Origin of the sequence: Microcoleus sp. CAWBG640, from assembly GCF_020883015.1 — a bacterium.
Lineage (GTDB): Bacteria > Cyanobacteriota > Cyanobacteriia > Cyanobacteriales > Microcoleaceae > Microcoleus > Microcoleus anatoxicus.
Genome location: NZ_JAHRFC010000022.1, coordinates 66,659 through 93,002 on the forward strand (window position 1 = coordinate 66,659; position 26,344 = coordinate 93,002).

Sequence of the window (26,344 nt, forward strand, 5' to 3'; positions counted from 1 at the left end):
AAGATGGAAGATGGAAAAGTAGCTATAGTCATAGTTTCCGCGATCGAAAATCTCCTAAGCATCTTGGCTGTTACTATATTTGCTGTGGGTGGTTGGTAAAAATTGCACCTTACTGGTTATTGTAAATGGTATCAACTTTAAGGGCAATAGCGTATTTATACGGATAATCTTTTCGCAACTACTGAGATAGATGGTTACGTAAAATCTGCCTGAGTCCGGTAAAAACTTGTGAGTGACAGTAAGCCCACCTACAACAAACCCAATAACCATATCCCTCCAGCACTTTAAGTAAGAAGCTGGGGTTCTAACAGAAGAGTCAAGTCAGCAAGGCTAAGCTGTACTTGAGCGTCTACAACCTATGCTAGCGCCTCAAGTATGTGTATAGGGCATTTTTTGAATAAATTAAGATCGATCGCCCACACCCTTTCGCCAAACCACTGAGATTTACCCGCGATTCAACTCTACCCTTTCGCCATAACGCAATAACATATCCAAACTATCCAAACGATTTTGCCAAGTTTGAACTTGATAGTTATTTTCGGCAGAATGCAGGCGCATGGAAGATTGAAATTGAGAGGAAAAACTCGCCAGCAATCTTTTAGCAATCGTTAAATTTTCGGGAGTGGGAGTGGCGGCTAGTTTGTTCAAAGCTTCGGCTAATTCTGTCGATCGACTTTGCAACACTTTCAATTCCGATTCCGACACCCGCAACTGATTGTTAGCCAACAAAAAACTCCATTCTTGTTTGAGCGCAGTATACCGCGAAACCGCTGCGGCAAAAGGCTGGCGATAAGGAATCGGTTCCGCAGCCGAAGTCGTTAGCGCCGCCCTAGTAGACGATCGCCCTCCCCGCCCTTGAGTACGATTAAAAAACGCCTGCATCCCGCTGCTAATACTTTCGGCAGCAAAAATAGCATAACCCCCAGTGGGCAAATCCCGCAAAGCCTGAATTTGGTCGATCGCCACCACTTCCGGGAGAGTCAACAACTTAACCGACGGAGAAATCAAAGCCGAACCGAGCATTTGTTCCTTAGCCAAAGGTTCAGTAATGCGTTGAAGTCGATTAGTATCCAAAGCATAAGTCATGGGCACAATCAAATCCACAATCCCCTGACGAGCCCAAACTTCCCAATTCTGCTGAATTTTGTAAATCCGTTGACTAGGAGGGTGCGGAAACACAGCCACCGACAAAATTGTCCGCGGATAATTGCGTCGCAACAACTGAGAAACTTCGCCAACAAAACTATTAATTTGATTAGTTTTAAACTCAACCCACTGCCGCCATAAATTACCATCATTGGGCGAAATTCTCATCGGATCTACCCCTGTTAATTGCTGAAACTGCTGCCTCGCCGCCGCACCATAACCATAGGTAAAACCGGCATTATCATCTTGAAAAGGATAGCGAATGTAGTCAAGTTGCAGTCCATCAACTTTGTAGCGGCTGGCAATTTCGTTAATTATTCGCAGCAAATAACTACGGGCTTCTGGATTAGCAGGATCGAGATAAAATTTACCATCATTAATATGTTGTATGCGTCCTTTGTTGTCAATATTTGCCCAATTTGGATAAGCAGAAAGCACCGGGCCCGGATAGGAACTTGGCTTACCAATCAGAGTATTGTGGCGTTTATTGCCCGTGGCAAAAGTCCAAATCCAAGCGTGCAATTCCATACCTCGCTCGTGGGCTAACTTCACCCCAGATTCCAGGGGGTCCCAGCCCACGGTGAGGGGGTTTTGTTGGGGTGCAACTTGACTGGGATAAATCGGATATCCGGCATTTAAAGTTTCAAAGAAAACGGTATTGATACCAGCGGCGGCGAGGCGATCGAACACTGCTGCTAAACCTTGTTCGGATCGAGCAGCCACAATCGTACCGCGATCGAGCCAAACAGCCCGAATTTCCGAACCCACCCGCTGTCCTTCCTGGGGATAATTTTGCCACAGCAACTGTCGGGCTTCCACCCACTGCTTTCTAGCCTCCGCGTACTTTTGCTCAGCCAGGAGTCCATCGAAACTTTGCAACACCTGTCGTGCACTGGCGATCGCCCTGGCTGTTCCCGCTAGCATCATCGGCGGGCGACTAGCAGCCTGGACTCCACCACTATTGCTTCCGGCCACCAGTTGAGCAGTATTGGCTGCATTCAGATTCACAGCAGTATTCGCTGAATTAGCTGCTGTCAAGGCACTTTCAAACCTACCGAGGAGGTTAGTCAATTCTTGGCGCATTAAGTAGGCTTCAATGCTGACGATCGGCGCTGAGGAATTTATCTGCACATCCAAGCCCGCCGGTGCCGACTGATCCGAAGGGTCAGTAAAAGTTGTAGGTACGGGTTCGGGAAGGGGGAGAGAGGGAGAAAGTCTACTCAGTGGGGTATTGCGCGGACTTGGAGGGGTGTTTCTAGGAGTTCTGGAGGGGGGATTTGGGGATGTGGGTCTGGGGGGTGCGATCGCCGTTTGCGGTGGTATGGGGGAACCGACAGTGCCTCCCCAGCGGGCGATGGAGGCCCGCAGCCAAGCCGTGTCTACCTTTGCCGAACCGTCGCTACCCCAGCGCCAGCCGAGATAGGTAGCGCGATCGGTAGCGATCGCGGCCGAAGAACCAGAACTATCCTTCCAGGTAGCAATAGTTTGACTGTTAGCATCAGCCGGAATCAAGACACCGCCTTGAACCAAGATATTTTTCTGTTCCACCGGCACCCAATTGCTAGAAGTAGTGCAAGCGAGATCTCGACAGCGGTTGCGGGGTTGAGGAGTCGCCGGCTGGGTTAACGGAAAAGCCCAATAGGCCCCAAGGAGCGATCGTAAAGATTGGCGCACCAACGCCTGGGAACTGCGTCCCACAGGCCCGGAAGCAATCAATCTACCACCTTGTTTCGCCCAAGATTCTAAAACTTTAAGTTGGGCTGGACTCACCGTTTCAATATTGGGTAAAAACAGGACATTAACCCCGGCCAAATCTCCGACACTTTTGATTTCTTCGAGATTAATTGGTTTGTAAGCAATACCACTGTCCCAGAGTCGCGTGGTAATCTTGAGCCAGTCCGGGGAATTTTCGGAACTGCGAACTACACCCAACAGCACTTGGGCAAAACTGGGAGAGGGAAACCAGAGCGAGAGATTGAATAAACTAATCGCGAGAGTCCCAATTAATACCCTTTGCAAGAAAGTGAAAAAGCGAATTGTTTGAGCCTGAGAGCAGGCTACAGGAATTAGATCGGGCTTTTTGATTTGTTGCATTAATCTTCTGAACTACCCACCACACCAGTCGATCGATTTGAGATTTGAGATTGTAGATTTTAGATTAAAACCTGCGTTCCACTGTCCTATCGTTTCCGGTTGTATTGGAATGATTTAACCGGACCTAGAACACAGAGGACACAGAGTCCGAGAATAGAGATCTGAATAATTCAGATGCTACCGGATGTCAACAGCCAACTGCCTACCCCCTCGCGAAGTCGAAGGAGCGACAGCCCACTGTCAACTATTCTTCAATTAGCAGCTTCATTCACCGGGAAACGATCGATTAACTGCATCGCCCGACAAGCATTCCGTCGCAAAGCATCAGATAGGTGAGGAACATGAGGAATCTGAGACAAGAAATCCAAAGTGCGGCGCAAAATCCGCACCACATCCCCCTCATCCAAACTCGTATGACTGACCAATTCCAGCCATTCCACGCCCAGGGCCCACTGCTCAACCAAAGTCACCATATCTCGTTCCAGCCAAATCGGAATCGCAGCTTCATGTCGGTACTGCACTTGAAACAGCCTGCGTCGTAAACCTTTTTGGAGATTATCCAAAGGTGCCAAAACCTCTGGCGATAGGGAATAGTGAGTCCAACTATCGGGCCGGGAAACCTCCGTCACCAAAGCCGCGCAAGCAGCCGCCAGGTGGTGGGGGTCTAGTTCATCAAATTCCGCCGACATCAGGGATAAACCCAACCAGAGTTCATTATCCCCACGAATGGCGGCGCAAGCTTGACCTAATTCCGTAGGAACTAATCTTTCCCAGGTATCAGCCCCCTCAACATTGAGAGAAACTACCCTTTCCAAGCACCCGAAATTGAGCAAAATGTCAATTAAGTTGATAAATTCTTCCCAGTAGCGAGCTCGTTGTTTTTCTAAGTCCTGCAAGCCTCTGCGTATTTCCTTTTGCAACTCTATCCTGCGTCGCTGGCGTTTGAGCAAAGTACCCGGATTGCCCCATTCTAAAACAGGGTGAATTTCTAGCTTAGCTTCAATGGCTGCGATTTTTTGTAGTTGGTCTTGAGCCTCGGTAGTCGGTTCCAGTGCCGGCAATTCTGGGATTGATTGGGCGATAGGAAGAGTTTCCTCAGTGCCCAAACGACACTGGCCCAGTCTCAGGGGCATTTCCGAGGGCGGGTTCATGGTATCGGCAACGCTCAAACGGGGTAATTGAGCATGGAGGCTAGCTACATCGCTAATGGCGACGACATACCACCGGTTATCTTTGCCCAAACAGACTAAATTTGGAGCTTGGCCCGAACCTGGGATTTTGGCAACGAGTACAGCGGGTACGGGAGATGTGTGCGATCGTTTAGCAGTAGGAACGTGTTTACCTTTAAGGCTGACAACAGTTCCGAGCACCGCAAAAGCCACAGCCACGGACATCTCCTTCATCCGAGCTTCTTCAGCTTGCTGCAACAAAGTTTTGAGTAGGCGTTTCTCTTCCTTGAGTCTGCCCTGCAACTTTTCATAATGGGCGAGTTGTTTTTCCAAGTTAGCCACATCGCCACCAGCAGCCAGAGACTCCTCCAACACCGCCAATTCCGCTTGCAGCCGGTCTACCTCCGCTTGCTGCGGCTGCAAGTACAAGGTAGAAAGATATTGACCAAAACTACGCTCTACGAGTTCTTGAGCTTCTTTGAGAGTGTGAGTTTGCAATAAATTCAGCACCATGCCGTAGCTGGGCGTAAACTGACTGGCGAGGGCGTCGGCTTTGGCTGTGGCCAAATAGGAGGCTTCCTTTGCCCCTTCAAACCGCGTCTGAACTGCCACTACGTGCCCCAGCTCGTCCATGCCACGCCTGCCTGCTCTACCGGCCATTTGGAGGAATTCCGAAGCATTTAGGAGTCGGTGTCCCTTGTCGGTGCGCTTGGAAAGGGTAGAAATGACTGTGGTACGGGCGGGCATATTAATCCCAGCCGCGAGGGTTTCGGTGGCAAATACGACTTTAATTAAACCTCTGCCGAAGAGTTCTTCTACTAAGCCTTTCCAAGCGGGTAAAATGCCCGCATGGTGGGCTGCAATGCCTTTTAAAAGTGCTTCTTTTTGACCAAAGCGTTCTGCTTCGGGATTCCGTTGTAAAAAGTCGTCAATGATGCGTTTGAGTTCGGCGGTTTCGGCTTCGTTGACTAGGGAGAAATTGCCAACTTCTGCCACTGCTTGGTCGCACCCACGGCGACTGAAGATGAAGTAGATTGCTGGTAGCATATCGCGATCGTCCAACCGAGACAAAACATCCCCCAAAGTGGGAACGGGGATACTACCTCTTTCTAGTTTTTGCTGTTTCTTTTTGGGGACTAAACGGATGTTAGGTTTTTTGCCACTCTCGTCTAGCAGAGGAAATATCCCTTTTTGATTGGCGAAGTGAAATTGCAGGGGCACGGGGCGAAAGTCGGAGTAAACTAACTCTGTTGGTCCGTGGACTTTGTTAATCCAGTCTGTCAGTTGGGCGCTGTTAGCAACGGTGGCTGAGAGGGCGAGTAATTGAATTTCGCTCGAACAGTAGATAATCGACTCTTCCCAAACAGTACCCCGCTGTTTGTCGTTCATGTAGTGACACTCATCGAGAACAACTGTTTCAACTCCGGTTAAGGAAGTACCCACAGCCCCGATCGGCGTACCATAGAGCATATTGCGAAAAATTTCGGTAGTCATCACCAAAATAGGAGCATCCCGATTAACGGAGATGTCCCCCGTCAGTAAGCCCACCATCTCAGTCCCAAATTGCTGGCGGAAGTCGCGCAGCTTTTGGTTGGAAAGGGCTTTGAGGGGAGTGGTGTAGAAGACGCGACGCCCCCGTGAGAGGGCTTGGTGGATGGCGTATTCGCCGATTAAAGTTTTCCCGGAGCCTGTAGGGGCGCAAACGACAACGGATTTGCCTGCATCGAGGGCGGCGATCGCCTCTCTCTGAAAGTTATCTAGCTCGAAGGGGAATATGGTCTTCAGATCCAGCTCTGGGCGGTTCTGGGAGGTATCTGGCACTGGGATTATTATAAGGTTTTACAGTAGGTGTGCTTCAATCTTGCTTACAGCAAGGCAGCAGAGGACTATGTTGATTGTGAACTACCCACCTGCCCGCGCGAGTACGCTATGACGGGGGCTTCCAACTTCAACCGGAATAGCATCTAGCAAGACCGAAGTCTTACCAGGTTGACTTACATTCCGTCCATTGGCAGCAGCACTAGTTCCTAATGCAAGAATCCGCAAGGCTTCATCCCTGATATTCCTGGCCGCATTGATATCTCTATCATTGCGACTATGACACTCAGGGCAATCCCAATGACGCAGGTTCAAGGGCATTTCCGATACTTTGTAGAGACAATTATTACAAGTCTTGGAGCTAGGGAAAAAGCGGTCTATCTCAATGTAGATTTTTCCTAATTTCTCAGCTTTATACTTGAGCATTGTCCCAAACATCCCCCATCCAGCATCACTAATCGCTTTAGCTAGACAAGGATTACGTACCATGCCTTTGACATTCAGATTTTCTACGGCAATGACTTGGTTTTCGTCCACTATCTTGCGGGATAGTTTGTGTAGAAAATCGACCCGGACTCTTTGGATTTTTGAATGAACTCTGGCTAATAATCGTTTAGCCTTATATCTTGTATTACTCCCTTTTTGTTTACGACTTAGTTTTTGTTGCTTACGCTTTAGATTGCGGCTATGCTTCTTGAGGTGCTTAGGATTCGCATACTTATTACCATCACTGGTTACAACCAAGTCTATCAGACCAACATCTAAACCAATAGCCTTGCCATTAGTATCACTTTCCGGTGTTTTTCGTCCATCATCAACCAAGAGCGAGGCATAGTATTTACCATCAGTATTTTGGGAAATAGTAACGGTTTTGACAGTGCCATCTAATGTTCTGTGGATTATGCAATGCACCTCGCCAATGATAGGTAATTTGATAGAACTTGTACCTACTTTGACATTCTGAGGATAACTAATAGACTGTCTACCATGCTTCGACTTGAAGCTAGGAAAACCACCGCGTTTGTCGAAGAAGTTCTTGTAAGCACTAGACAGGTTTAGTGCGACTACTTGGAGTGATTGAGAATAAGCATTTGTCAACCAAGGGTACTCTTTTTTGAGATTTGGGAGTAATCCTTGAATTACACTTCTGCTTAACCCTTTGCCCGTATCTTTATAGGTTTGCTGACACAGATTCAAACTATAATTCCAGAACCAACGACAACAACCGAAAGCACCCGCAAAATACGTCTGCTGCTCGGTGGTCGGATAGATTCGGAACTTATAGGCTTGATACATTATTGGCGATCGGCTTCTCTGGTAAGATTGTATCAAGGATCATATAAAAATGCAAAGAATTTGTTCGCTTCCTCATGCACCGCTCATCTACTGCTGGCTGCGCATCACATATAGTGAGCGGCGCAATCGTCTTCTCACGAGCCGCCCGTCCCACCGAAGACAGTGAGTACACCTATAGCGGGGGAATTCCCGTCTGTCTAGTTAAACCTTCTCTAGCAAATCGGCTATGTAAACTACCCGACGCTCATCGCTAGCCGATAGAGCGCTTGCTTCCAGTGTCTATTTAAACAAGGAAGAAGTCACCCACCCCTGCCCCCCGCTGCACGCTACCCCCCCCTGCCCCCCAAGGGGGGATGAAGGATGGCGGTAAATTCTGGAAGCAGGAAGTCAGGAATAAACTATGCCCAATTCCCAATTCCCAATTCCCGATTCCCGATTCCCGATTCCCGATTCCCACTTTCCTCCTCTATGATTCCTATTATTTCGACTATTCCTGTGGTGCAGCTTGCTTCGGGCGATCAACTTTCGCTGCAAGTCTATCAGTTCCAAGGTGCGATTCCCGGCAAAAAGGCTTATCTTCAATCTAACCTCCACGGCGCTGAGATTAGCGGTAATGCCGTTATTTACCAATTGATTGAGTTTTTAAGGTGTTTGGACTCCACTGAGTTAATCGGGGAAATTTGGCTAGTTCCTGTTTGTAATCCTTTGGGTGTCAACCAGCGATCGCACCATTTTTCCCCTGGTCGCTACAATCTTTATGATGGGGTAAATTGGAACCGAATTTTCTGGGATTTTGAAAAGCAAGGGGAAGATATTCTGGGTTTTGCTCAGTCTCAGATAAATCTGGATGCCGATACGGTTAAAGTTAATTACAGAAAAGCAATGGCTTTGAGTTTTGCCAAAGAGTTGGCAAAAATTAACGCTCCTAGTTGTCGCCCCTACAGGGAACTTTTCCGATACCAGCTACAATCTTTATGTTTGGATGCTGACTATGTGTTGGACTTGCACACTTCCACAAATCAAAGTTTAGATTACCTTTATTGTTTTAGTTCTCGCGAGGAGAGTGCCAAAGCTTTTTTGCTCGATCGCGCCATCTGGATGAACGAGTATGATGGGGATGCTTTTGATGAGGCATTTCTCAAACCTTGGCTGGCTTTGGAAAGGATTTTAGCAGAGTTGGGGAGTCCGATTTCCTTTGATATTGAATCTTGGACTCTAGAATTGGGTTCGGGGATGGAAATCAATCCTGAATCGGTGGCGAAGGGGTTACGGGGAATCAAAAATTACTTAGCCAGTAAGGGTTTATTGAAAATAGATGGATTTCCGCTTCCCGAAACTGCGAATCATCAAGTCATTTTTACCCCCAAGAATTTGGTAAAAGAATATTACGCGCCTGGGGGCGGGATGATTCAAAATCGAGTGAAATTGGGGAGTTTTGTCAAAAAGGGCGATCGGCTTTATCAAATTCTGTGCTTTCACAAACATGGAGATTTTCCCACTTTAGTCGATGTTTGTGCTGAGTCGGATCTTTTTATTTTTGATGTTTCGACCAATCAGTCAGTAAATCAAGGAGAATATGTGTTATCTGTGATGACGGATTGATTTGTTTGACACTCCTCGGCCTGAAGGCACGAGGATTCTTGGATCAGCCAGTCGATTTGCTCGTTGATGTCACCACCTGCGAGTAGAGATCGGTCTGTCCACAAGCGTGAATTTCGGTGTGTCCCACCGTATTTAAATTAATTTTTGCCTGTTTCAACCCTTTGATTAAAATGTTTTTTGCAGCATTGTGATCGCGATCTAATACCGTACCACACCCACAAATATGGGTTCGGGTTGACAGGGTTTTCTTGACTAGATTGCCACAATTTGAACACTCTTGCGACGTGTATTGAGGGGTGACAGCACTTATTATTTTACCGTATATTTTCCCAAAATACTCCAACCACTGAGCAAATTGTGACCAAGCTGCATCGCTAATTGATTTAGCAAGCTTGTGGTTTTTCACCATATTCCGCACTTGAAGGTCGACCTAGGCTACAAAATCGCTAGATTTCACCGCGCACAACGCCGTCTTTATGGCGAAGTCTTTACGCTGCCGACTAACCTTCAGGTGCTTTCTTCCTAATTTGTTGATCGCTTTCTTTCGGTTTTTAGAACTTTTCTTTTTCCGGGAAACTCGCTTCTGCAATCTCTTCAGAGCTTTTTCGCTTTTGCGGAGATACCGAGGGTTAGCAATCGTTTCACCATCGCTATCAGTATAGAAGTGGTTTAGCCCGACATCTAGTCCAATAACTTTACCAGTAGAAATGGCTTCCTCTTTCCGCTCCACGTTGATACAGAATTGTGCGTAGTAGCCATCGGCACGACGCACAATTCTGATTCGCTTTATCTCCTGGGGTGCATAAAAATGCAAGTCCCGACTACCGATTAGTTTGAATTTTCCAGCAGCAAAGCCATCTCTAAATGTCAAGCACCTTTTGTCGGTAGAAAGTTCCCATCCCGAAGTCTTGTACTCAACAGAACGGGTATGCTTCTTGAACTGTGGGTAGCCCTTTTTTCCTAGTTTTTTAGCTTTACAATTAGCAAAAAAACGTTGGATAGCAAAAATGGCACGTTGGGCCATCGCTTGACGCGCCGTTGAATTAAGTTTGCCCGCCCATTCAAACTCTTTTGCCATAACGGCACACTGTTTGTACAGGTCTACTAATTTAATTCCTTGATTGTCTATCCAATGCCTAAGAGTTTTGTTTCGGACAAATTGAGCCGTCCGAATCATATCGTCAATGATCCGATATTGCTCTGCTTTGCCTTTCAATTTAAACTCTAATACTATCATTGGAATAGTTTATAATTTTTACTAGAACTTTTACTTGCAAATCTGTGTATTTAATAATTCTTCATATTCCTATAATTAAAGCCGTCCTATAAGGACGGGGCTTTAGACCCAATTTCTTGGTAAACACCATCGTAAAACCCAGACTTATTTGGTGAATAAGTCTGGGTTTAGCCATGATATACTAGGCAATAATTACTGACAAAAGTCGGTCTACCCTGAAAAATACAATTCTAAAAATCGATTCAAGCCACCACAATACTTCAGGGAAAATTTCAGTTTTTTGACTCACTGTCAACAGTCAATAATCACTCTGGTAAAACTGGAACAGATTGGTTACAGTTCAAGAGTATTGATGCGAGAGCATCAAAAACAACCCCCCCCAAACCGGCCATAAGCGCACACTGTCCATCGAAAGAGTCCGCCTTAATTCCCTTTCCCACAAAGCCCACAAACAATCCCACAACTGGGAGGTGAGCTGCTGGTGCTTTTTCACTAAAAGTGAGGTCGTTGTAGTAGAGCCTTTCGCCCTTTTTTAGCCAGCCCACTATGTAACGAAAAGTCTCCCAAACATCGCTATCATATTCATTGCTTCCCCCCAGACTTTGATAAATACGATTTTGTACGCTAAAGCCAAAGTGACCGTTGGAATATTCTTCCCAAAGTTGGTCGATGGTATGCAAGTCCTCGCAGGGAAATTCTTCAATACTTTGTCTATCCAGCCATCCTCTTTCTTCGCATTTGACAGCCCGCAGCATCAATTTAGTAGTTTCTTCGTCTGCCTGTTGCCACTTTTTAGCCTCTAACAAATTACGCAAATTGCTATAATCGATACCCACTGCTGATACTAACTTAACGTCATTAATTTGCAGTTTAAACATTACTAACTCCTACTTTTTTTGTGTTTGTTTGTGGACATTTATCAATATCAAATATATCCTGTTAGTCATCAGTTAATTGACCAGGATAATCCGATAATATTACTGTGGCGTAGCGATCTAGTCCCTAGGCGTTCAGCATTGATTGGGTCTGTGAAAGAGAAATTTGTTGATAGTGTCTACTATAGTTTATGTAACTCCAAATTTCATCAGTCTTTTAGGGTAATTCTGGTGATAGTTCCTTGACTAAAGCATGAGATGTTAGTTGTTAGAAAAACATCTTTTTCAGTAACCAGGGCTACTAAAAGTCGCTATTACACTGACGAAATATGACTACATAAGTTATAAAAGTCACAGTCAATTTGGGCAAAGCTAAGTCACTGATACATAGAGAAAATATTCTACACATCTTATACGCTCGCAGTTTATTGTCAACAGGATCGTATTGGGTGTAGTATCATTTTTAACCAGTAAGTAATCTTGCTCAAAAAATTTTTACTTGAGATTGGGCGATCGCCAGAACAAGAGTTGTGACGGAGATGATTGGGGGTAGGTTCCGGGGGTTCTGATTGGTGTCAAATTAATGACATATTTTTCTCCCAAACTAGGGTTGAATGAATATTCCGATCGCATTATGAACTCTCGCCGCCGTAGACAAAGGTCGATCGACTAAATTCCCTCCCAAATACAAACTCGTCGAACTTCCCCCATCCAAATTTAAAGCCTCCACAGCCCCCATTTGCTGCAAAATCTGCGCGAGTTCGGCGAAATTTGGTCCCGCCCCCCCCGCCCGATTGTGCACGGTTACAATCAGCAAATTACCCGCTGCATTGTGTCCGATCGCACTCCTAATCGCCGTCTGTCTTACATAGGCATCGCTAAACCCTTCCGCCTGCGGATTCAGCACAACTCTACTGTTTTTTACCAACAATGGCCCACCACCTACAATGTAAGGAAAAGCACTGAATTCTGACGGAATTGTCTGAGTTTCCAGACGTAATAAAGTGCCTGGTGTCAGTTGAGAGGCGATCGACAAATTGGAACGCAATGCTAAAATATAACCGTTGGCTGGTACTGGAAACGCTGTTTTTCCCGTCCCACCAGAGGGAACTTGCCCCACAACGCGATCGCCAACCACAGTCACAACTATCTCATTGTCAGAAAACGGAGTATAAGTCGTTCCCCAATCGGGATTGTAGCGGCCGATTCCAGCTTGCACGTAGGCACTATTGAGGTGAGAAATAGATAAACGTTGGTTTGTCGGAGTAATCAAGGTTTCTTGCAAAGTCAAACGGGCGATCGAGATTTCACCACCATCGTTCCAGGCGATCGCCCCTCGGTTCAAAATTGGGCCAGCCAGCCATTTGTTGTCGCGCCTAATTGCCCCTAAAGCTAACCGATTGATCCGATTGAAAAATCCCCCATTAATCGCAGCCGCCGTTCCCGAAAGTTCCGCTGTTTCCCTCAGAGGTGCAGTGCCTTTATCTGTGGGGGGATTGCTCAAAATTGGTCGGATTTTGACACCTGTTTGACGCGGATTAACTTCTAAGGAAACAACGGGAAAACGTGCGGTTCCTAAGTTTTGATACTGTTGTCGCCACCGGACTCCCCGCGCCCAAACAATGTCTTTTTCTACTAGGGAATCTGGCCGGATATCAATCACTAATCGATGGGGATTTCCGAGGCTGAATACTTGCGGACGCCAACCCAAAGGTATGGTGACTTTGACTCTGGTTTGAGTGTCGGTTGGTTCGATTTTTAGTGCTAGTAATTGTTTGCTGGTTTGAACGGCGCGCTGAATTATGGCGGGTGCGATTTTGGCATCGAGGTCGATCGACCATTGTTGACCGATAATTGGCGCAGATGGTGCTACCGGGAGCGGGAGGGCTGGTTTGCTGGGGTCGTCTGGTGTTTCGAGGTTTGGCGCTGGGGGGGTTTTAGTCTGGGGAAGAGTGGGCTTTGTGGGGTCGTCTGGAGTGTCTCTAGGTGTGGGTGTTGGGGATGGGCTTGGGGTATCGACAATGTTAACTTGCCACGGAGCACTGCGATCGAGGTCTACCACGATGCGATCGCCCCATTCTTTCTCTGCTTGCCGCACTCCTGTAACATTTGCCACTGGAGATGTGATGCTCAAAGTATTACCATCGGCAGATATCCGCCAACCCGCAAGTCTGGCAAAATCTGTGATATCTAAGTAACGATATTGTCCCTGCGATCGCGCTGTTATACTTTGAGCTGCCGTTAAAGATACTGAAAACCACTGTACGGGCTGTTTAGTATTGTCGGCGGTGTTGAGCAAATCGACTCCGGCAGATTGCATTAAGCCAATGTCGGCAATCCAAGTTCGGATATTCGGCGATATGCTATTTGCGGGCTGTTGTGTCCAAGCTAGGGGAAGGATGCGCCCGTTGAGAGAGATTTGGCGGCCTTGTTTGATTGTGGCAGCGGGTGGTGGGGATTGAGTCAAAAAGCGAGAGTCCGAGTCCGACAGGGGTTGAAACCCCTGTCTCATAGCTGAAGTCCTCTCAAGAGGACTATTGAGGGGTATTTCAGTCGGTTTTAACCGACTTTCCCTATTAGCCAGGGAATTCATGCCTTGGGGGGCTGTGGAAGCATCCATCAGCCCAGCCTTCTCCCACTCAAAGCGAGAGTCCGACAGGGGTTGAAACCCCTGTCTCATAGCTGAAGTCCTCTGAAGAGGACTATTGAGGGGTATTTCAGTCGGTTTTAACCGACTTTCCCTATTAGCCAGGGAATTCATTCCCTGGCGGGCTGTGGAAGCATCCATCAGCCCAGCCTTCTCATTCTCTGCTTTCCCCACAAGATTCCAGACTAAACATAGTGCGATCGCCAGTATGGGCGCAATCGAAACTCTACTGTGCATTTTTTTACCTCTGATAACTTAAAACTCTTCACCGTCAAACACGCTATACAGCACAAAGGTGAAAATTTCTAATTTTATTGATAAACTTAATTTTTTGGGCTGTGTAGTTGGCTGTAGTTAGCTGCATAATATTAAGACATGGTTTCATTGGTGGTGCAGCGCACTGCAAGACTGATGGAGGGGATTAATTAAAAAAAAACACAAAACTCGATGGCCTGCAATTTACCTGGTTGCGAGGCGGCGATTTTCCAGAGAATAACTGTGTTTTTTAACAGCAGGGTATTCTATGAGACATCTCGGAGGCGATTCGATCGAGATAATTAAGAATCTGCAAACAGAGTTTCAGGGCTAGGTACTGGCAGTATCAATGTAATTTTTTTGATCAAATCTGCTGGCTTTGGCTGTTTGAAGGCTTTCCCGACTCCCACAGATGGGTAGCCTTCTGTTTTTCAAGTTATAACGAATCAACCACACAATCACCGAAATAGTATTCAATCAACATGGGCAACACGAGCGATCGAAATCAAAATCAAAATCAGGGTCATCGAGGAATTCCTTATGCCGGTCAAAGCTGGCTAATCGAAGAAAGAGATGCTTGCGGTGTGGGCTTCATTGCTAACCAAAGCGGCCAAGCTACTCACTCCTTAATTCAAAAAGCTTTACCAGCCTTAACTTGTCTGGAACATCGCGGCGGTTGTAGCGCTGACTCCGATTCCGGTGACGGTGCTGGTTTGATGACCGGAATTCCCTGGGAATTGTTGAATGCTTGGTTCGCAGAACAGGGAATAATCCCTCCCAGACAGGAAAATTGCGGCGTGGGAATGCTGTTTTTGTCTCAAGATGAACACCAAGCAACTATCGCGCGACACGTAGTTGAGGAAAACGTGCAAGCGCGCGGGCTGACACTGTTGGGATGGCGAAAAGTTCCTGTTGACCCGAAAGTTTTGGGTCCCCAAGCGCTAGAAAATCAACCTCAAATCGAACAAGTAATCGTTAGTTCACCGCAATTAAAGGGCGACGAACTCGATCGCCAGTTATTTCTAACCCGTCGCGCCATCGGACACACCCTGTCCAATCTCGCGGACTTCACTCGCCAAGACTTTTACTCTTGCTCTTTTTCCTGCCGCACGATCGTATATAAAGGTATGGTGCGATCGGCCGTACTGGGAGAATTTTACCTCGACCTGAAAAATCCCGCCTACAAAAGCGCCTTTGCAGTATATCATCGACGCTTCAGCACCAACACCATGCCCCGCTGGCACTTAGCTCAACCGATGCGCTTGCTGGGACACAACGGCGAAATCAACACGCTGTTGGGCAACATTACCTGGATGAAGGCGCGACAAGCCAATTTAGCTCACCCCAATTGGAGTGAAGCTGATATCGACACATTCAACCCCATTGTCAATTCAGAAAGCAGCGATTCGGCAAACTTGGACAACGTGATGGAACTGCTGGTTCACTCCGGCCGTTCTCCCCTGGAATCCCTGACAATTCTGGTGCCGGAAGCATACAAAAATCAGCCGGATTTGGCTTCCTATCCCGAAATTGTCGATTTTTATGAGTATTACAGCGCTATTCAAGAACCTTGGGATGGTCCGGCCCTCCTGGTGTTTAGCGACGGGAAACAAGTAGGTGCTACTCTCGATCGCAACGGTTTACGGCCAGCCCGCTACTGCATTACTAAAGACGGTTTGGTAATTGTCGCCTCCGAAGCCGGTGTCGTCGATATTCCAGAAGCAGATATTGTCGAAAAAGGCCGTTTAGGGCCAGGACAAATGATCGCAGTCGATTTACAAAGTCAGGAAATTCTTAAAAATTGGGAACTCAAACAGCGGATAGCCAAGCGACATCCCTACGGTGAATGGTTGCAACAACACCGCGAAACCTTGGAACCACAACCTTTTGCCGAAACTGCAACCCTCGACTCTCAAACACTGTTAGCCAGTCAAATAGCTTTTGGCTACACCGCCGAAGATTTGGACATGGTGATCGTCGAGATGGCGAGCTCCGGGAAAGAACCGACTTTCTGCATGGGAGACGATATTCCCTTGGCTGTGTTGTCCCAAAAGCCTCAGTTACTGTACAACTATTTCAAACAGAGGTTTGCTCAAGTCACAAATCCACCTATCGACCCCCTGCGCGAGGGGATGGTGATGTCTCTGACGGTGAATATAGGGCTGCGGGGTAATTTATTGCAAGCAGTACCGGAAAATGCCAAGCTACTGAAAATCGATTCTCCTGTACTCAACGACGCTGAACTGTCTTTCTTGAAGGAGCAAAAGTCTTTCGCCGCACAGGTTCTATCCACGCTTTACAAAATTGTGGCAGGCCCGGAAGGTTTGAAGTTGGCTGTCGAGCAACTTTGTCAACAGGCAGCCGATGCGGTGCGATCGGGCGCTAAGATTTTGATTCTGAGCGATCGCACATCGAAGCAAACCCCCCCCAACCCCCCCCAAGGGGGGAATGAAGAAGGAGGTGTGAGTGCAGAATGCACTTATATTCCACCTTTCCTAGCAATTGGCGCCGTTCACCACCACTTGATCCAGGAAGGGCTGCGGATGCAAACTTCCCTAATAGTCGATACCGCCCAGTGCTGGAGCACTCACCATTTTGCTTGTTTAATCGGTTACGGTGCGGCCGCGGTTTGCCCCTATTTAGCCCTGGAAAGCGTGCGCGGCTGGTGGGCTGACAGCAAGACTCAAAACTTGATGAAACATGGCAAAGTGCCCAATATTACCGTGACTGCGGCTCAAGCTCAATACCGCAAAGCGGTGGAAAATGGGCTGTTGAAGATTATGTCAAAAATGGGGATTTCCCTGTTGTCCAGCTATCAAGCGGCCCAAATCTTTGAGGCGATCGGGATTGGCGGCGATTTGCTAGATTTGGGTTTCAAAGGCACTGTGTCTCGCATCGGCGGTTTGACGGTGGCGGAACTAGCCCACGAGGTGATGTCTTTCCACTCCCAGGCTTTCCCGGAATTGAACGCTAAAAAGCTGGAAAATTACGGCTTTGTTCAATATCGCCGCGGTGGCGAATATCACATGAATAGCCCGGAAATGGCCAAGGCTTTACACAAGGCTGTGACTAGCTTTAAGGAAGGAACAAGGAAGAAGGAAGAAGGAAGCAACGGTAACGGTAATTCAGTCCTTCGCGGGAGCGGGGACGATCGCACTGAGGCAAAAACTGCCTACGATCACTACGAGGTTTACAAGCAACAGCTTGAAAATCGCCCGATGACAGCTTTGCGGGATTTGCTGGACTTTGCGAGCGATCGCCCTTCGATTCCCATAGAAGAAGTAGAATCTGTAGCAGATGTTGTCAAGCGGTTCGCCACGGGCGGAATGTCCCTCGGTGCTCTATCCCCGGAAGCCCACGAAACTTTGGCGATCGCGATGAACCGTATCGGTGGCAAATCCAACTCCGGCGAAGGCGGCGAAGACCCAAAACGATACAATGTGCTAAACGATGTGAGTGAGGCTGGTTTCTCACAAACGCTACCTCACTTGAAGGGTTTGCAAAATGGAGATACCGCCTCAAGTGCCATCAAACAGGTAGCTTCTGGGCGTTTCGGCGTGACTCCAGAGTACCTGATGAGCGCCCAACAGATCGAAATCAAAGTGGCCCAAGGTGCGAAACCGGGTGAAGGCGGCCAATTGCCAGGGCCCAAAGTGAGCCAGTATATTGCCTTTTTGCGCCGCTCGAAACCTGGTGTCACCTTGATTTCCCCCCCTCCTCACCACGATATTTATTCGATCGAGGATTTGGCACAGTTGATTTTTGACTTGCATCAAATCAATCCGAAAGCCGGAGTTTCCGTCAAGTTGGTGTCGGAAGTTGGCATTGGTACTGTCGCTGCTGGTGTTGCCAAAGCCAATGCTGATGTGATTCAAATTTCCGGCCACGATGGTGGCACTGGTGCTTCTCCACTTAGTTCGATTAAGCACGCAGGTTCTCCGTGGGAACTCGGATTGACGGAAGTTCATCGAGTGCTGATGGAAAACAAGCTGCGCGATCGCGTTTTACTCCGCGTTGATGGTGGCTTCAAAACAGGCTGGGATGTGATTGTAGGCGCTTTGATGGGCGCCGAAGAGTATGGGTTTGGCACCGTGGCAATGATTGCTGAAGGCTGCATTATGGCCCGCGTGTGCCACATGAATACTTGTCCCGTCGGTGTTACTACCCAGAAGGAAGAGTTGCGGAAGCGTTTCCCTGGTACGCCGGAACACGTAGTCAATTTCTTCTACTTTGTGGCCCAAGAAGTACGCAGTTTGTTGGCAAAATTGGGTTATAAGTCGATCGCAGATATTATTGGCCGCGGTGATTTGCTGACAATGCGGGGTGGGGTGAAGTTGACCAAAACTCAAGAGATTAATTTGGATTGTTTGACCAAATTACCGGATACTAAGGTCGATCGCTCTTTCTTGATCCACGGCGACGTACATACCAACGGGCCAGTGTTAGATGATGATTTGTTGGCGGATGCTGAAATTCAAAGCGCGATCGCCAATCAAACCAGTGTTACTAAGAGTGTAAAATTGGTGAATACCGATCGCACTGTGGGCGCAAGAATCAGTGGTGCGATCGCCAAGCAATACGGTAACACCGGTTTTACTGGACAAATCACCCTCAACTTTACTGGTACGGCTGGTCAAAGTTTCGGCGCATTCAATTTACCGGGGATGACTTTGGTACTGGATGGCCAAGCCAATGACTACGTTGGTAAAGGAATGCACGGTGGTGAAATTGTCATCAAACCGCCCATGGATGCGACTTATGATGCTTCCGAAAATGCGATCGTTGGTAACACTTGCTTGTACGGCGCAACGGGGGGAACTCTGTTGGCGGCGGGTAAAGCAGGGGAAAGGTTTGCAGTGCGTAACTCCATGGCGAAAGCTGTCATTGAAGGTGCCGGAGATCACTGCTGCGAGTACATGACTGGCGGCGTTATCGTTGTGTTAGGAAAAGTCGGCCGCAACGTCGGCGCTGGAATGACTGGCGGCTTGGGTTATTTCCTCGATGAAGATGGCAATTTCCCAGCTCATGTCAACGGGGAGATTGTGAAGATGCAGCGCGTTTGTACGGCTGCTGGGGAAGCGCAATTGAAAGAGTTGATTCAGGCTCAACGCGATCGGACTAACAGCAAAAAAGCCACTAAGATTTTGGCAAATTGGCCCGAATATTTGCCAAAATTCTGGCAAGTTGTGCCACCGAGTGAAGCGAAATCGCCAGAGGCTTCGGAACCAAAGATTGCTGTGGAAGCCTAATTTTGCAGCTAGTTAATTAGATAGTTCTGATGAAGAGAGGAATTGATATAATATAAAAACCTCTCTTCATCGTCCTGTATTAAACTCTCTCTTCTCTTCCTTCGCGTACTTCGCGCCTTCGCGGTTAAATCATTCCGATCCAACCGGAATTAATATAATTCGATATTACTGATGCTCGTTGCATCCAGGATTGTGAGATTAATGACCTATAGCAACCGCATTAGCGGTTGCTATAATTAACACTTTCTAACCGCGATTCTTGTCCGACCAAATACGAGTTGGCAATCCCCAAACATAGACAAATCCTTCCGCTGCCTTGTGGTCAAATTCGTCTTCAGCACCGTAGGTTGCTAAGTCGAAACTGTACAGGGAATTTTCGGATTTGCGGCCGACAATGGTGGCGTTTCCTTTGAACATTTTAATCCGCACAGTTCCAGTTACTCGCTTTTGCGTGTCCAGAATGAATGCGTCTAAAGCTGTTTTTAAAGGATTGTACCAAAGGCCGTTATAAATCATTTGGCTGTAGGTTTCTTCGATGCCGCGCTTGTATCGCGTCACATCTGCTGTCAGCGTCAAACTTTCTAAGTCTCGGTGGGCGTGCATCAATACTAAAATCGCTGGAGTTTCGTAAATTTCCCGCGATTTAATCCCCACTACCCGGTTTTCAATCATGTCAATCCGGCCGACTCCGTGGTTTCCAACTATTTCGTTGAGTTGGGAAATTAAGGCAACTGGTGATACAGTTTCGCCGTTGAGAGTGACAGGATTACCTTTGTCAAAACCGATTTCAATATATTCGGGTTTGTCGGGAGTTTGCTCGATCGCCTTTGTCATCAAATAAACTTCCTCTGGCGGTTCCGCCCAAGGATCTTCGAGAATGCCGGCTTCAATAGCCATTCCTAGTAAGTTGCGATCGATACTGTAAGGCGAAGACTTTTTCACCGGGGATGGAATGCCACATCTTTCCCCGTAGGCGATGGTTTCTTCCCGGCTCATTTTCCATTCCCGCGCCGGTGCTAAGATTTTAATCTTGGGATTTAATGCGCCGATCGACACATCGAACCGTACTTGATCGTTTCCTTTACCTGTGCAACCATGGGCGATCGCATCGGCACCATATTTTTCAGCAGCTTCCACTAACAGTTTAGCAATCAACGGGCGAGCCAGAGCAGTCGAAAGTGGATAGCGATTTTCGTAAAGTGCGTTGGCTTGAATTGCTGGAAACGCATAATCTTTGACAAATTCTTCAGTAGCATCAATCACTAAGGATTCCGAAGCACCCGATGCTAAAGCTTTTTTGCGGATCGGTTCTAATTCATCTCCCTGTCCCAAATCCGCAGCCAGAGTAATTACTTCTTCTACACCCCACTCATTTTTGAGGTAGGGAATGCAGACGGAGGTATCGACTCCGCCGGAATATGCTAGGACAACTTTTTTAGCGCGACTCATCGGTATTTAGATCCTGTATTTTACTCACATCTTGCACCATTATCACTAAGTTTTTTAGGGCGCGCCAGATGCTCACCCCACAACAAAATTTAATTTTTGTGGAACAAGCATCTTGCCTGTTCTGGAAAATAGTGCAAGATCTCAGATTTAACCAACTTTGTATTATGCACCTAATTGACATCGATTCTTGTCAGGAATGGTACAGATTTAGATATTATTTTTTGATCTAGCTGACTGTTTATCAGTATAATTGCTGCGAAAAATCTGCTACCGTGGGAGACGGTAGCTGTGGCAGTGGGGAAAATCCGTGTTTTTTAGTGTCGTGATTCCGACGTACAATCGTAAACAAATTTTGGCGAAATGTCTACGAGCTCTGGAAAACCAGCAGTTTGGTAACACGATCGCACAGTATGAAGTCATTGTAGTAGACGACGGCTCCACAGATGGTACGCTGGAGTGGTTAGCCGCTCATGGGGATGAGTTGTCTCATGTGCGATCGATCGTACAGTCTCACCAAGGCCCAGCCGCTGCGAGGAATCTGGGGGTGGAAAATGCCAAGGGCGATACGATTATTTTTATTGATAGCGATTTAGTTGTGACGGAGCATTTTTTGCAAGCTCACGCAGAAGCTTTGTTACAAGGATACAAGGAGAGCGATCGGGTTTTTACTTACGGCAGCGTGATCAATACCTGCAATTTTGACAATCCTACCTCGGAACCCTACAAAATCACAGATTTTTCCGCCGCTTATTTTGCGACGGGAAATGTGGCCATCGCCCGTCACTGGTTGATGGATGCTGGATTATTCGATACTCGCTTTCAACTGTATGGATGGGAAGATTTAGAGTTGGGAGTCAGGTTAAAAAAATTAGGCTTAAAATTGATTAAATGTCCGGCCGCCGTCGGTTATCATTGGCATCCGCCCTTTAGTTTAGACCAAATCCCCGGTATGATCGATCGAGAAATTCAGCGGGGAAGAATGGGAGTTTTGTTTTATCAAAAACACCCTAGTTGGGAAGTGCGGCTGATGATTCAAATGACTTGGTTGCACAAAATACTGTGGGGAGTTTTATCTGTGGGTGGGCTGCTGAATGAGCGGAGGATGTCACCTTTGTTACAATGGTTAATCGATCGAGGTGATTCCCAGTTGGCTTTGGAAATAGCTCGGATTTTTCTGAATTGGTATAATGTGAAAGCGGTATATGCTGCTTACGATGAACTGGAGGCGACTACCAGTATAAAATAGTTTAGTAAATTCCTCTGATTCTATGTATAGCCTTTCTCAGTTAGGTGAGGTGAGCGTGTAATGGGTAATGGGGCATGGGGCATGGGGCATTACTAATTACCAATTACCAATTACCAATTCTCGCTCTTACCTCATCTTTCACTCCAAAGGCTATAAGATTATCTTCTGTTAGATGCCCACAGCACTTAAAGTGCTCCGGGGTATCTACCTATAGTGTTTTTTAGCCGTTGCTGGGTGAAGAAATGCTTGACATAAGTAAATGTACTGACAAAAAGTAGTTCAAAATCCTCAAACCATCAGAATGCGACAAGCAACAGTAAGAATTGTAGTGGAAAGTAATTTTGAGGAAGCTCGATCGACTGTGATGACTCACTGAAAAATGCAAATATTTTTGATACAATTAATTAGTATATATCGGTGTCATCTATTTGCCATCTGCCCCATACTCCCAGTGGCTCCAACCAAAAGTAAGTCGAAGTTGTCAGTAACTCAAGTCTAAAGACACGCTAGCTTGCCAGAAAAGCAGTTATGGCTGGTGCACTATGGGGTTTAAGAGTTTTAAATTTACCTCCTTTTATGCAAACAAAACAAGATGCAAAGTTGATGGCAAGTTGCACATTTAACTTGCCCTGCTTCAATCCAATTATACAAATATTTGACCTACCATCAAAAATAATTACCACCCCAAAGCTTGTGCAATATTAAACAATTTACCTACCTAAAGAAATCCTATTAAAAAGGGGTTATTTAATGAATAGAATCGATCAAAAAAAAATTGCTATAAAAAAGATTACAACAGTAAACAATTCCTTGAAACCAAACATTTTACTGGTAGATGACAGCCCAGAAATATTGCATCTTTTTTCAACACTATTGTCTAAGCTGGGGTACAAAGTCCGACCAACCAGAGATGCTAATTTGGCTCTGAAATTTGCGCTCAGAAATCCGCCAGACTTGATATTGCTGGACATTATGATGCCGGAAATGGATGGCTATGAAGTCTGCGAAAAACTCAAAGCTTGCGAGCAAACAAAAGATATACCTGTGATTTTTATCAGCGCTTTAAATGAAGTATTTGATAAAGTCAAAGCTTTTTCCCTGGGGGCTGTAGACTATATTACCAAACCGTTTCAGCTAGAAGAAGTGGTAGCTCGCATCGAAAATCAACTGAACCTTCGTCGTCTTTCTCAACAAGTATTAGTCCAAAATGCGCGACTCCAAGCAGAAATTGAAGAACACAAACGCACCGAAGACGAACTGCGAGAAAGCCAGCGGTGGTTGTCTGCAATAATTCAAACTAATCCTAATTTGTTGTACGTTTACGATTTAATAGAAGACCGAAATCTTTATCTCAACCGCGAAGTTTCTACCGAGCTAGGTTATACCTTGGAAGAAATACAGCAGATGCCAGGAGCCTTAATTTCTCAACTAATCCACCCTGATGATACCGCTGCATGGTCAGCACACCTAGACCAACTTGAGCAAGCAAAAGACGGGGAAAGCTTTGAATTTGAGTATCGACTCCAGCACAAAAACGGTGAATATTGGTGGTTTTTCAGTCGAGATACCGTATTTGCTAGAACTGAAGATGGCAAACCTTGTAAAATTTTGGGAACTGCAACTGAAATTAGCAGTCGCAAACAAGCAGAACTGGAACGTAAAACAGCATTGACTGCTTTAGAAAGGCTGATTAAGCAAAGATTTTTGCTAGAAACCATTACTCTAGAAATTCGCTATAACTTAAACCCGGATCAAGTCTTTCAGACAGCCGCCGCCCAAATTGGTAGAGTTTTTAACGCTGATTGCTGTTTAATTCACACTTACATAGTAGACCCTCCTTGTATTCCTTGTGTTGCTCAGTATCAAAAATTAGGAGTAGAATCCGTAGCCCTGATAGATGTAGAAATTCCCATTTATGACAATCCTCATGCTGAATTTGTATTATCTCAAGATAAAGCTGTAGTGTCTGAGGATGTTTTTACGGAACCGTTGCTAGAATCTACCAGGCATTTAGTCGAACAAATAAATTTAAAATCTATGATGGCAATTCGTACCTCCTATCAAGGAAAAGCGAATGGAATCATGGCATTACATCAGTACGATGGTCCTCGAAGTTGGACGCAAGATGAAGTCAGATTATTTGAGTCCGTGGCGGCACAAATGGGAATAGCCATCGCTCAATCTCATCTTTTGCAACAAGATAAACAGCAACGAATTCAACTTCAAAAAAGTGAATCTAGTCTAGCAGCAGCCCAAAAACTTGCGAGGCTAGGGAGTTGGAAATTTGATCCCTTAGCCCAGAAATGTAGTTGGTCTGAAGAAGTATTCCGTATTTTTGGTTTCGATCCCGCTCAACCGGAACCGTCCTATGACCAAATCTGCCAGATGTATCATCCCGATGACAAAGAGTGTTTTCTCCAAACTGTAAACCTGGCTATTTCAGACAGAAAACCCTACAAACACGAGTTGCGAATTTTGCATGATGATGGTCAAGTCCGATATATAGAAGTGAGAGGAGAAGGTGTTTTTAATGAAACGGGGGAATCGATTGAACTCTTAGGCACGGTAATGGATATTACTGAACGTAAACAAGCCGAATTAGCTCTCAAAATTAGTGAAGAACGTTTTTATTTAGCCTTTGAAGCTAGTGCCATGGGATTGTTTGATTGGAATATTGCAACCGGAGAAGTATATTTCAATCAGCAGTGGAAGACTATGTTGGGCTATGAAGTAGACGATATTAAAAATACTCTTAAATCCTGGGAGGAACTGATACATCCAGAGGATTTTCCGTTGACTCAAGAGGCATTGGCATCTCACATTTCTGGGAACAGTCCACTTTACGAAGTAGAATTTAGGATGCTGGCCAAATCCGGTGAATGGAAGTGGATTTTGGCTCAAGCTAAGGTAATGGAACGGGATTATGCGGGGAATCCGCTGCGGATGACTGGCACTCATATCGATATTAGCGATCGCAAACAAGGAGAAGTGGCTTTGCGAAGCAGCGAACAGCGAGAAAGGGAAAAAGCCCAACAGTTAGAACAAACTTTAGAAAAATTAAAACGCACTCAATCTCAACTCATTCAAGCAGAAAAAATGTCAGGTATCGGGCAAATGGTGGCGGGAGTAGCCCACGAAATTAATAACCCAATTAGCTTTATATATGGTAATATTAATCCAGCTACAAGATATGCGGGAGATTTGCTAAGCTTAATAAAATTATATGAGAAATATTATCCTGAACCCGCTCTAGAAATTACCGATAAATTAGAAGAAATAGATGCAGAATTTATTGCTGAGGACTTTCCGAAAATATTGGGTTCTATGCAGGAAGGTGCTAACAGAATTAAGGAAATTGTGTTGTCTTTGCGAAATTTTTCGAGACTTGATGAAAGAGACCGCAAATTAGTAGATATTCATGAAGGGATTGAGAGCACTTTAGTAATTTTGCAGCACCGATTGAAGGAGCAGCCAAAACGTGGGGAAATTGCAATTATTAAAAAGTACGGAAAACTGCCCCAAATTCAGTGCTATCCAGCTCAACTCAATCAGGTTTTTATGAATATAATTTCAAATGCGATCGATGCTTTGACAGACTTAGCAACCAATAGCAACGATGAAATATGTATGGAGATTAGCATTACTACGGAAGTCAGTGGCGAAAATCAAGTATGCGTGCGTATTGCTGACAATGGACCCGGAATTAGTGAGGAAATTCAGTCGAGAATATTTGACCCATTTTTTACTACTAAACCAGTGGGTAGTGGTACTGGTTTGGGATTGTCGATTAGTTACCAAATTGTCAAAGACAGACACTGCGGTGAATTGAGATGTTATTCTGAACTTGGTAAGGGTACGGAATTTGCGATCGCAGTCCCAATTGTTTGAAGCAAGGAAGAAAGCAGAGGGAAGAATTTGGTGAGTACCTGGATGCTTTGTCAAGGTTTCATTACTTGTCTGCCTTGAAAATTTTAATCTAAATAGGTTTTTATGTGATATAATTAAAAGTTACTTTTTTCGCCGTGAGATGTTGCACTCTTTCTGCGACGAGCCAAGATAGTAGTTTTTCTCTAGGAAACTCTGTCAACTTAAGTCTGTAGCATCTACAACATTTTAACTGAATTATGACTGACTCAATTCGCTTTCTGATGTGCGCTCCCGACCACTACGATGTGGACTACGTGATTAATCCGTGGATGGAGGGCAATGTCCACAAATCATCGCGCGATCGCGCCGTCGAACAGTGGGAAAAACTGTACCA

The 26,344-nt window shown here is 46.0% G+C and carries 10 protein-coding genes and 1 pseudogene; 4 read left to right on the top strand and 7 right to left on the bottom strand.

Annotated features, from left to right (window positions below; all coding sequences use genetic code 11):
- Positions 1-444: 444 nt before the first annotated feature.
- The 3 genes from AAFP11_RS13835 to AAFP11_RS13845 form a co-directional block, all read right to left on the bottom strand.
- The gene (locus tag AAFP11_RS13835; RefSeq protein ID WP_341737585.1) at positions 445-3,240 is read right to left on the bottom strand and encodes a family 10 glycosylhydrolase; all 2,796 of its coding nucleotides are present in this window, start codon (positions 3,238-3,240) and stop codon (positions 445-447) included.
- 251 nt (positions 3,241-3,491) lie between these two features.
- Entirely contained in the window at positions 3,492-6,230 is a 2,739-nt protein-coding gene (locus AAFP11_RS13840; RefSeq protein WP_341737586.1) for a DEAD/DEAH box helicase, read from the bottom strand.
- An 81-nt stretch (positions 6,231-6,311) separates the two neighbouring features.
- A complete protein-coding gene (locus tag AAFP11_RS13845) occupies positions 6,312-7,523 on the bottom strand; it encodes an RNA-guided endonuclease TnpB family protein (protein WP_341737587.1) in 1,212 nt (403 codons plus the stop codon).
- Positions 7,524-7,991: 468 nt separating this feature from the next.
- Here AAFP11_RS13845 and AAFP11_RS13850 point away from each other — a divergent pair, with 468 nt between their 5' ends.
- On the top strand, positions 7,992-9,125 hold the full coding sequence (locus AAFP11_RS13850) for a succinylglutamate desuccinylase/aspartoacylase family protein (RefSeq protein ID WP_341737588.1): 1,134 nt from the start codon (positions 7,992-7,994) through the stop codon (positions 9,123-9,125).
- A gap of 43 nt (positions 9,126-9,168) precedes the next feature.
- On the opposite strand, the pseudogene AAFP11_RS13855 reads toward AAFP11_RS13850, so the two are convergent.
- The 3 genes and pseudogenes from AAFP11_RS13855 to AAFP11_RS13865 all read right to left on the bottom strand — a co-directional run bounded on the left by AAFP11_RS13855 (position 9,169) and on the right by AAFP11_RS13865 (position 14,121).
- A pseudogene (locus AAFP11_RS13855) lies at positions 9,169-10,362 on the bottom strand (transposase).
- 305 nt (positions 10,363-10,667) lie between these two features.
- Positions 10,668-11,240 carry a GUN4 domain-containing protein gene (locus AAFP11_RS13860; RefSeq protein ID WP_341737589.1) on the bottom strand — a complete coding sequence of 191 codons (573 nt, stop codon included), beginning with the start codon at positions 11,238-11,240 and terminating at the stop codon, positions 10,668-10,670.
- 601 nt (positions 11,241-11,841) lie between these two features.
- The gene (locus tag AAFP11_RS13865; RefSeq protein ID WP_341737590.1) at positions 11,842-14,121 is read right to left on the bottom strand and encodes a phosphodiester glycosidase family protein; all 2,280 of its coding nucleotides are present in this window, start codon (positions 14,119-14,121) and stop codon (positions 11,842-11,844) included.
- A 500-nt stretch (positions 14,122-14,621) separates the two neighbouring features.
- On the opposite strand from AAFP11_RS13865, the gene AAFP11_RS13870 reads away from it, so the two are divergent.
- Positions 14,622-19,388, top strand: coding sequence for a glutamate synthase-related protein (locus AAFP11_RS13870; RefSeq protein WP_341737591.1), 4,767 nt, complete (start codon positions 14,622-14,624; stop codon positions 19,386-19,388).
- Positions 19,389-19,634: 246 nt separating this feature from the next.
- On the opposite strand, the gene AAFP11_RS13875 is transcribed toward AAFP11_RS13870, so the two are convergent.
- Positions 19,635-20,837: an argininosuccinate synthase gene (locus AAFP11_RS13875; RefSeq protein ID WP_340523271.1), complete on the bottom strand. Its 1,203-nt coding sequence runs from the start codon at positions 20,835-20,837 to the stop codon at positions 19,635-19,637.
- A gap of 307 nt (positions 20,838-21,144) precedes the next feature.
- Here AAFP11_RS13875 and AAFP11_RS13880 point away from each other — a divergent pair, with 307 nt between their 5' ends.
- Together AAFP11_RS13880 and AAFP11_RS13885 are read left to right on the top strand one after the other, a co-directional pair.
- Positions 21,145-22,083, top strand: a complete 939-nt coding sequence (locus AAFP11_RS13880; RefSeq protein WP_341737592.1) for a glycosyltransferase family 2 protein — start codon at positions 21,145-21,147, stop codon at positions 22,081-22,083.
- A gap of 750 nt (positions 22,084-22,833) precedes the next feature.
- Positions 22,834-25,971 carry a PAS domain-containing protein gene (locus AAFP11_RS13885; RefSeq protein ID WP_341737593.1) on the top strand — a complete coding sequence of 1,046 codons (3,138 nt, stop codon included), beginning with the start codon at positions 22,834-22,836 and terminating at the stop codon, positions 25,969-25,971.
- The last annotated feature ends 373 nt before the right edge of the window (positions 25,972-26,344 follow it).

What these genes read in the sequence shown, in the direction of transcription:
- AAFP11_RS13875 (WP_340523271.1), bottom strand. Translation starts at nt 20,837, where the DNA reads ATGAGTCGCGCTAAAAAAGTTGTCCTAGCATATTCCGGCGGAGTCGAT.
- AAFP11_RS13870 (WP_341737591.1), top strand. Translation starts at nt 14,622, where the DNA reads ATGGGCAACACGAGCGATCGAAATCAAAATCAAAATCAGGGTCATCGA.
- AAFP11_RS13835 (WP_341737585.1), bottom strand. Translation starts at nt 3,240, where the DNA reads ATGCAACAAATCAAAAAGCCCGATCTAATTCCTGTAGCCTGCTCTCAG.
- AAFP11_RS13865 (WP_341737590.1), bottom strand. Translation starts at nt 14,121, where the DNA reads ATGCACAGTAGAGTTTCGATTGCGCCCATACTGGCGATCGCACTATGT.
- AAFP11_RS13885 (WP_341737593.1), top strand. Translation starts at nt 22,834, where the DNA reads ATGAATAGAATCGATCAAAAAAAAATTGCTATAAAAAAGATTACAACA.
- AAFP11_RS13845 (WP_341737587.1), bottom strand. Translation starts at nt 7,523, where the DNA reads ATGTATCAAGCCTATAAGTTCCGAATCTATCCGACCACCGAGCAGCAG.
- AAFP11_RS13850 (WP_341737588.1), top strand. Translation starts at nt 7,992, where the DNA reads ATGATTCCTATTATTTCGACTATTCCTGTGGTGCAGCTTGCTTCGGGC.
- AAFP11_RS13860 (WP_341737589.1), bottom strand. Translation starts at nt 11,240, where the DNA reads ATGTTTAAACTGCAAATTAATGACGTTAAGTTAGTATCAGCAGTGGGT.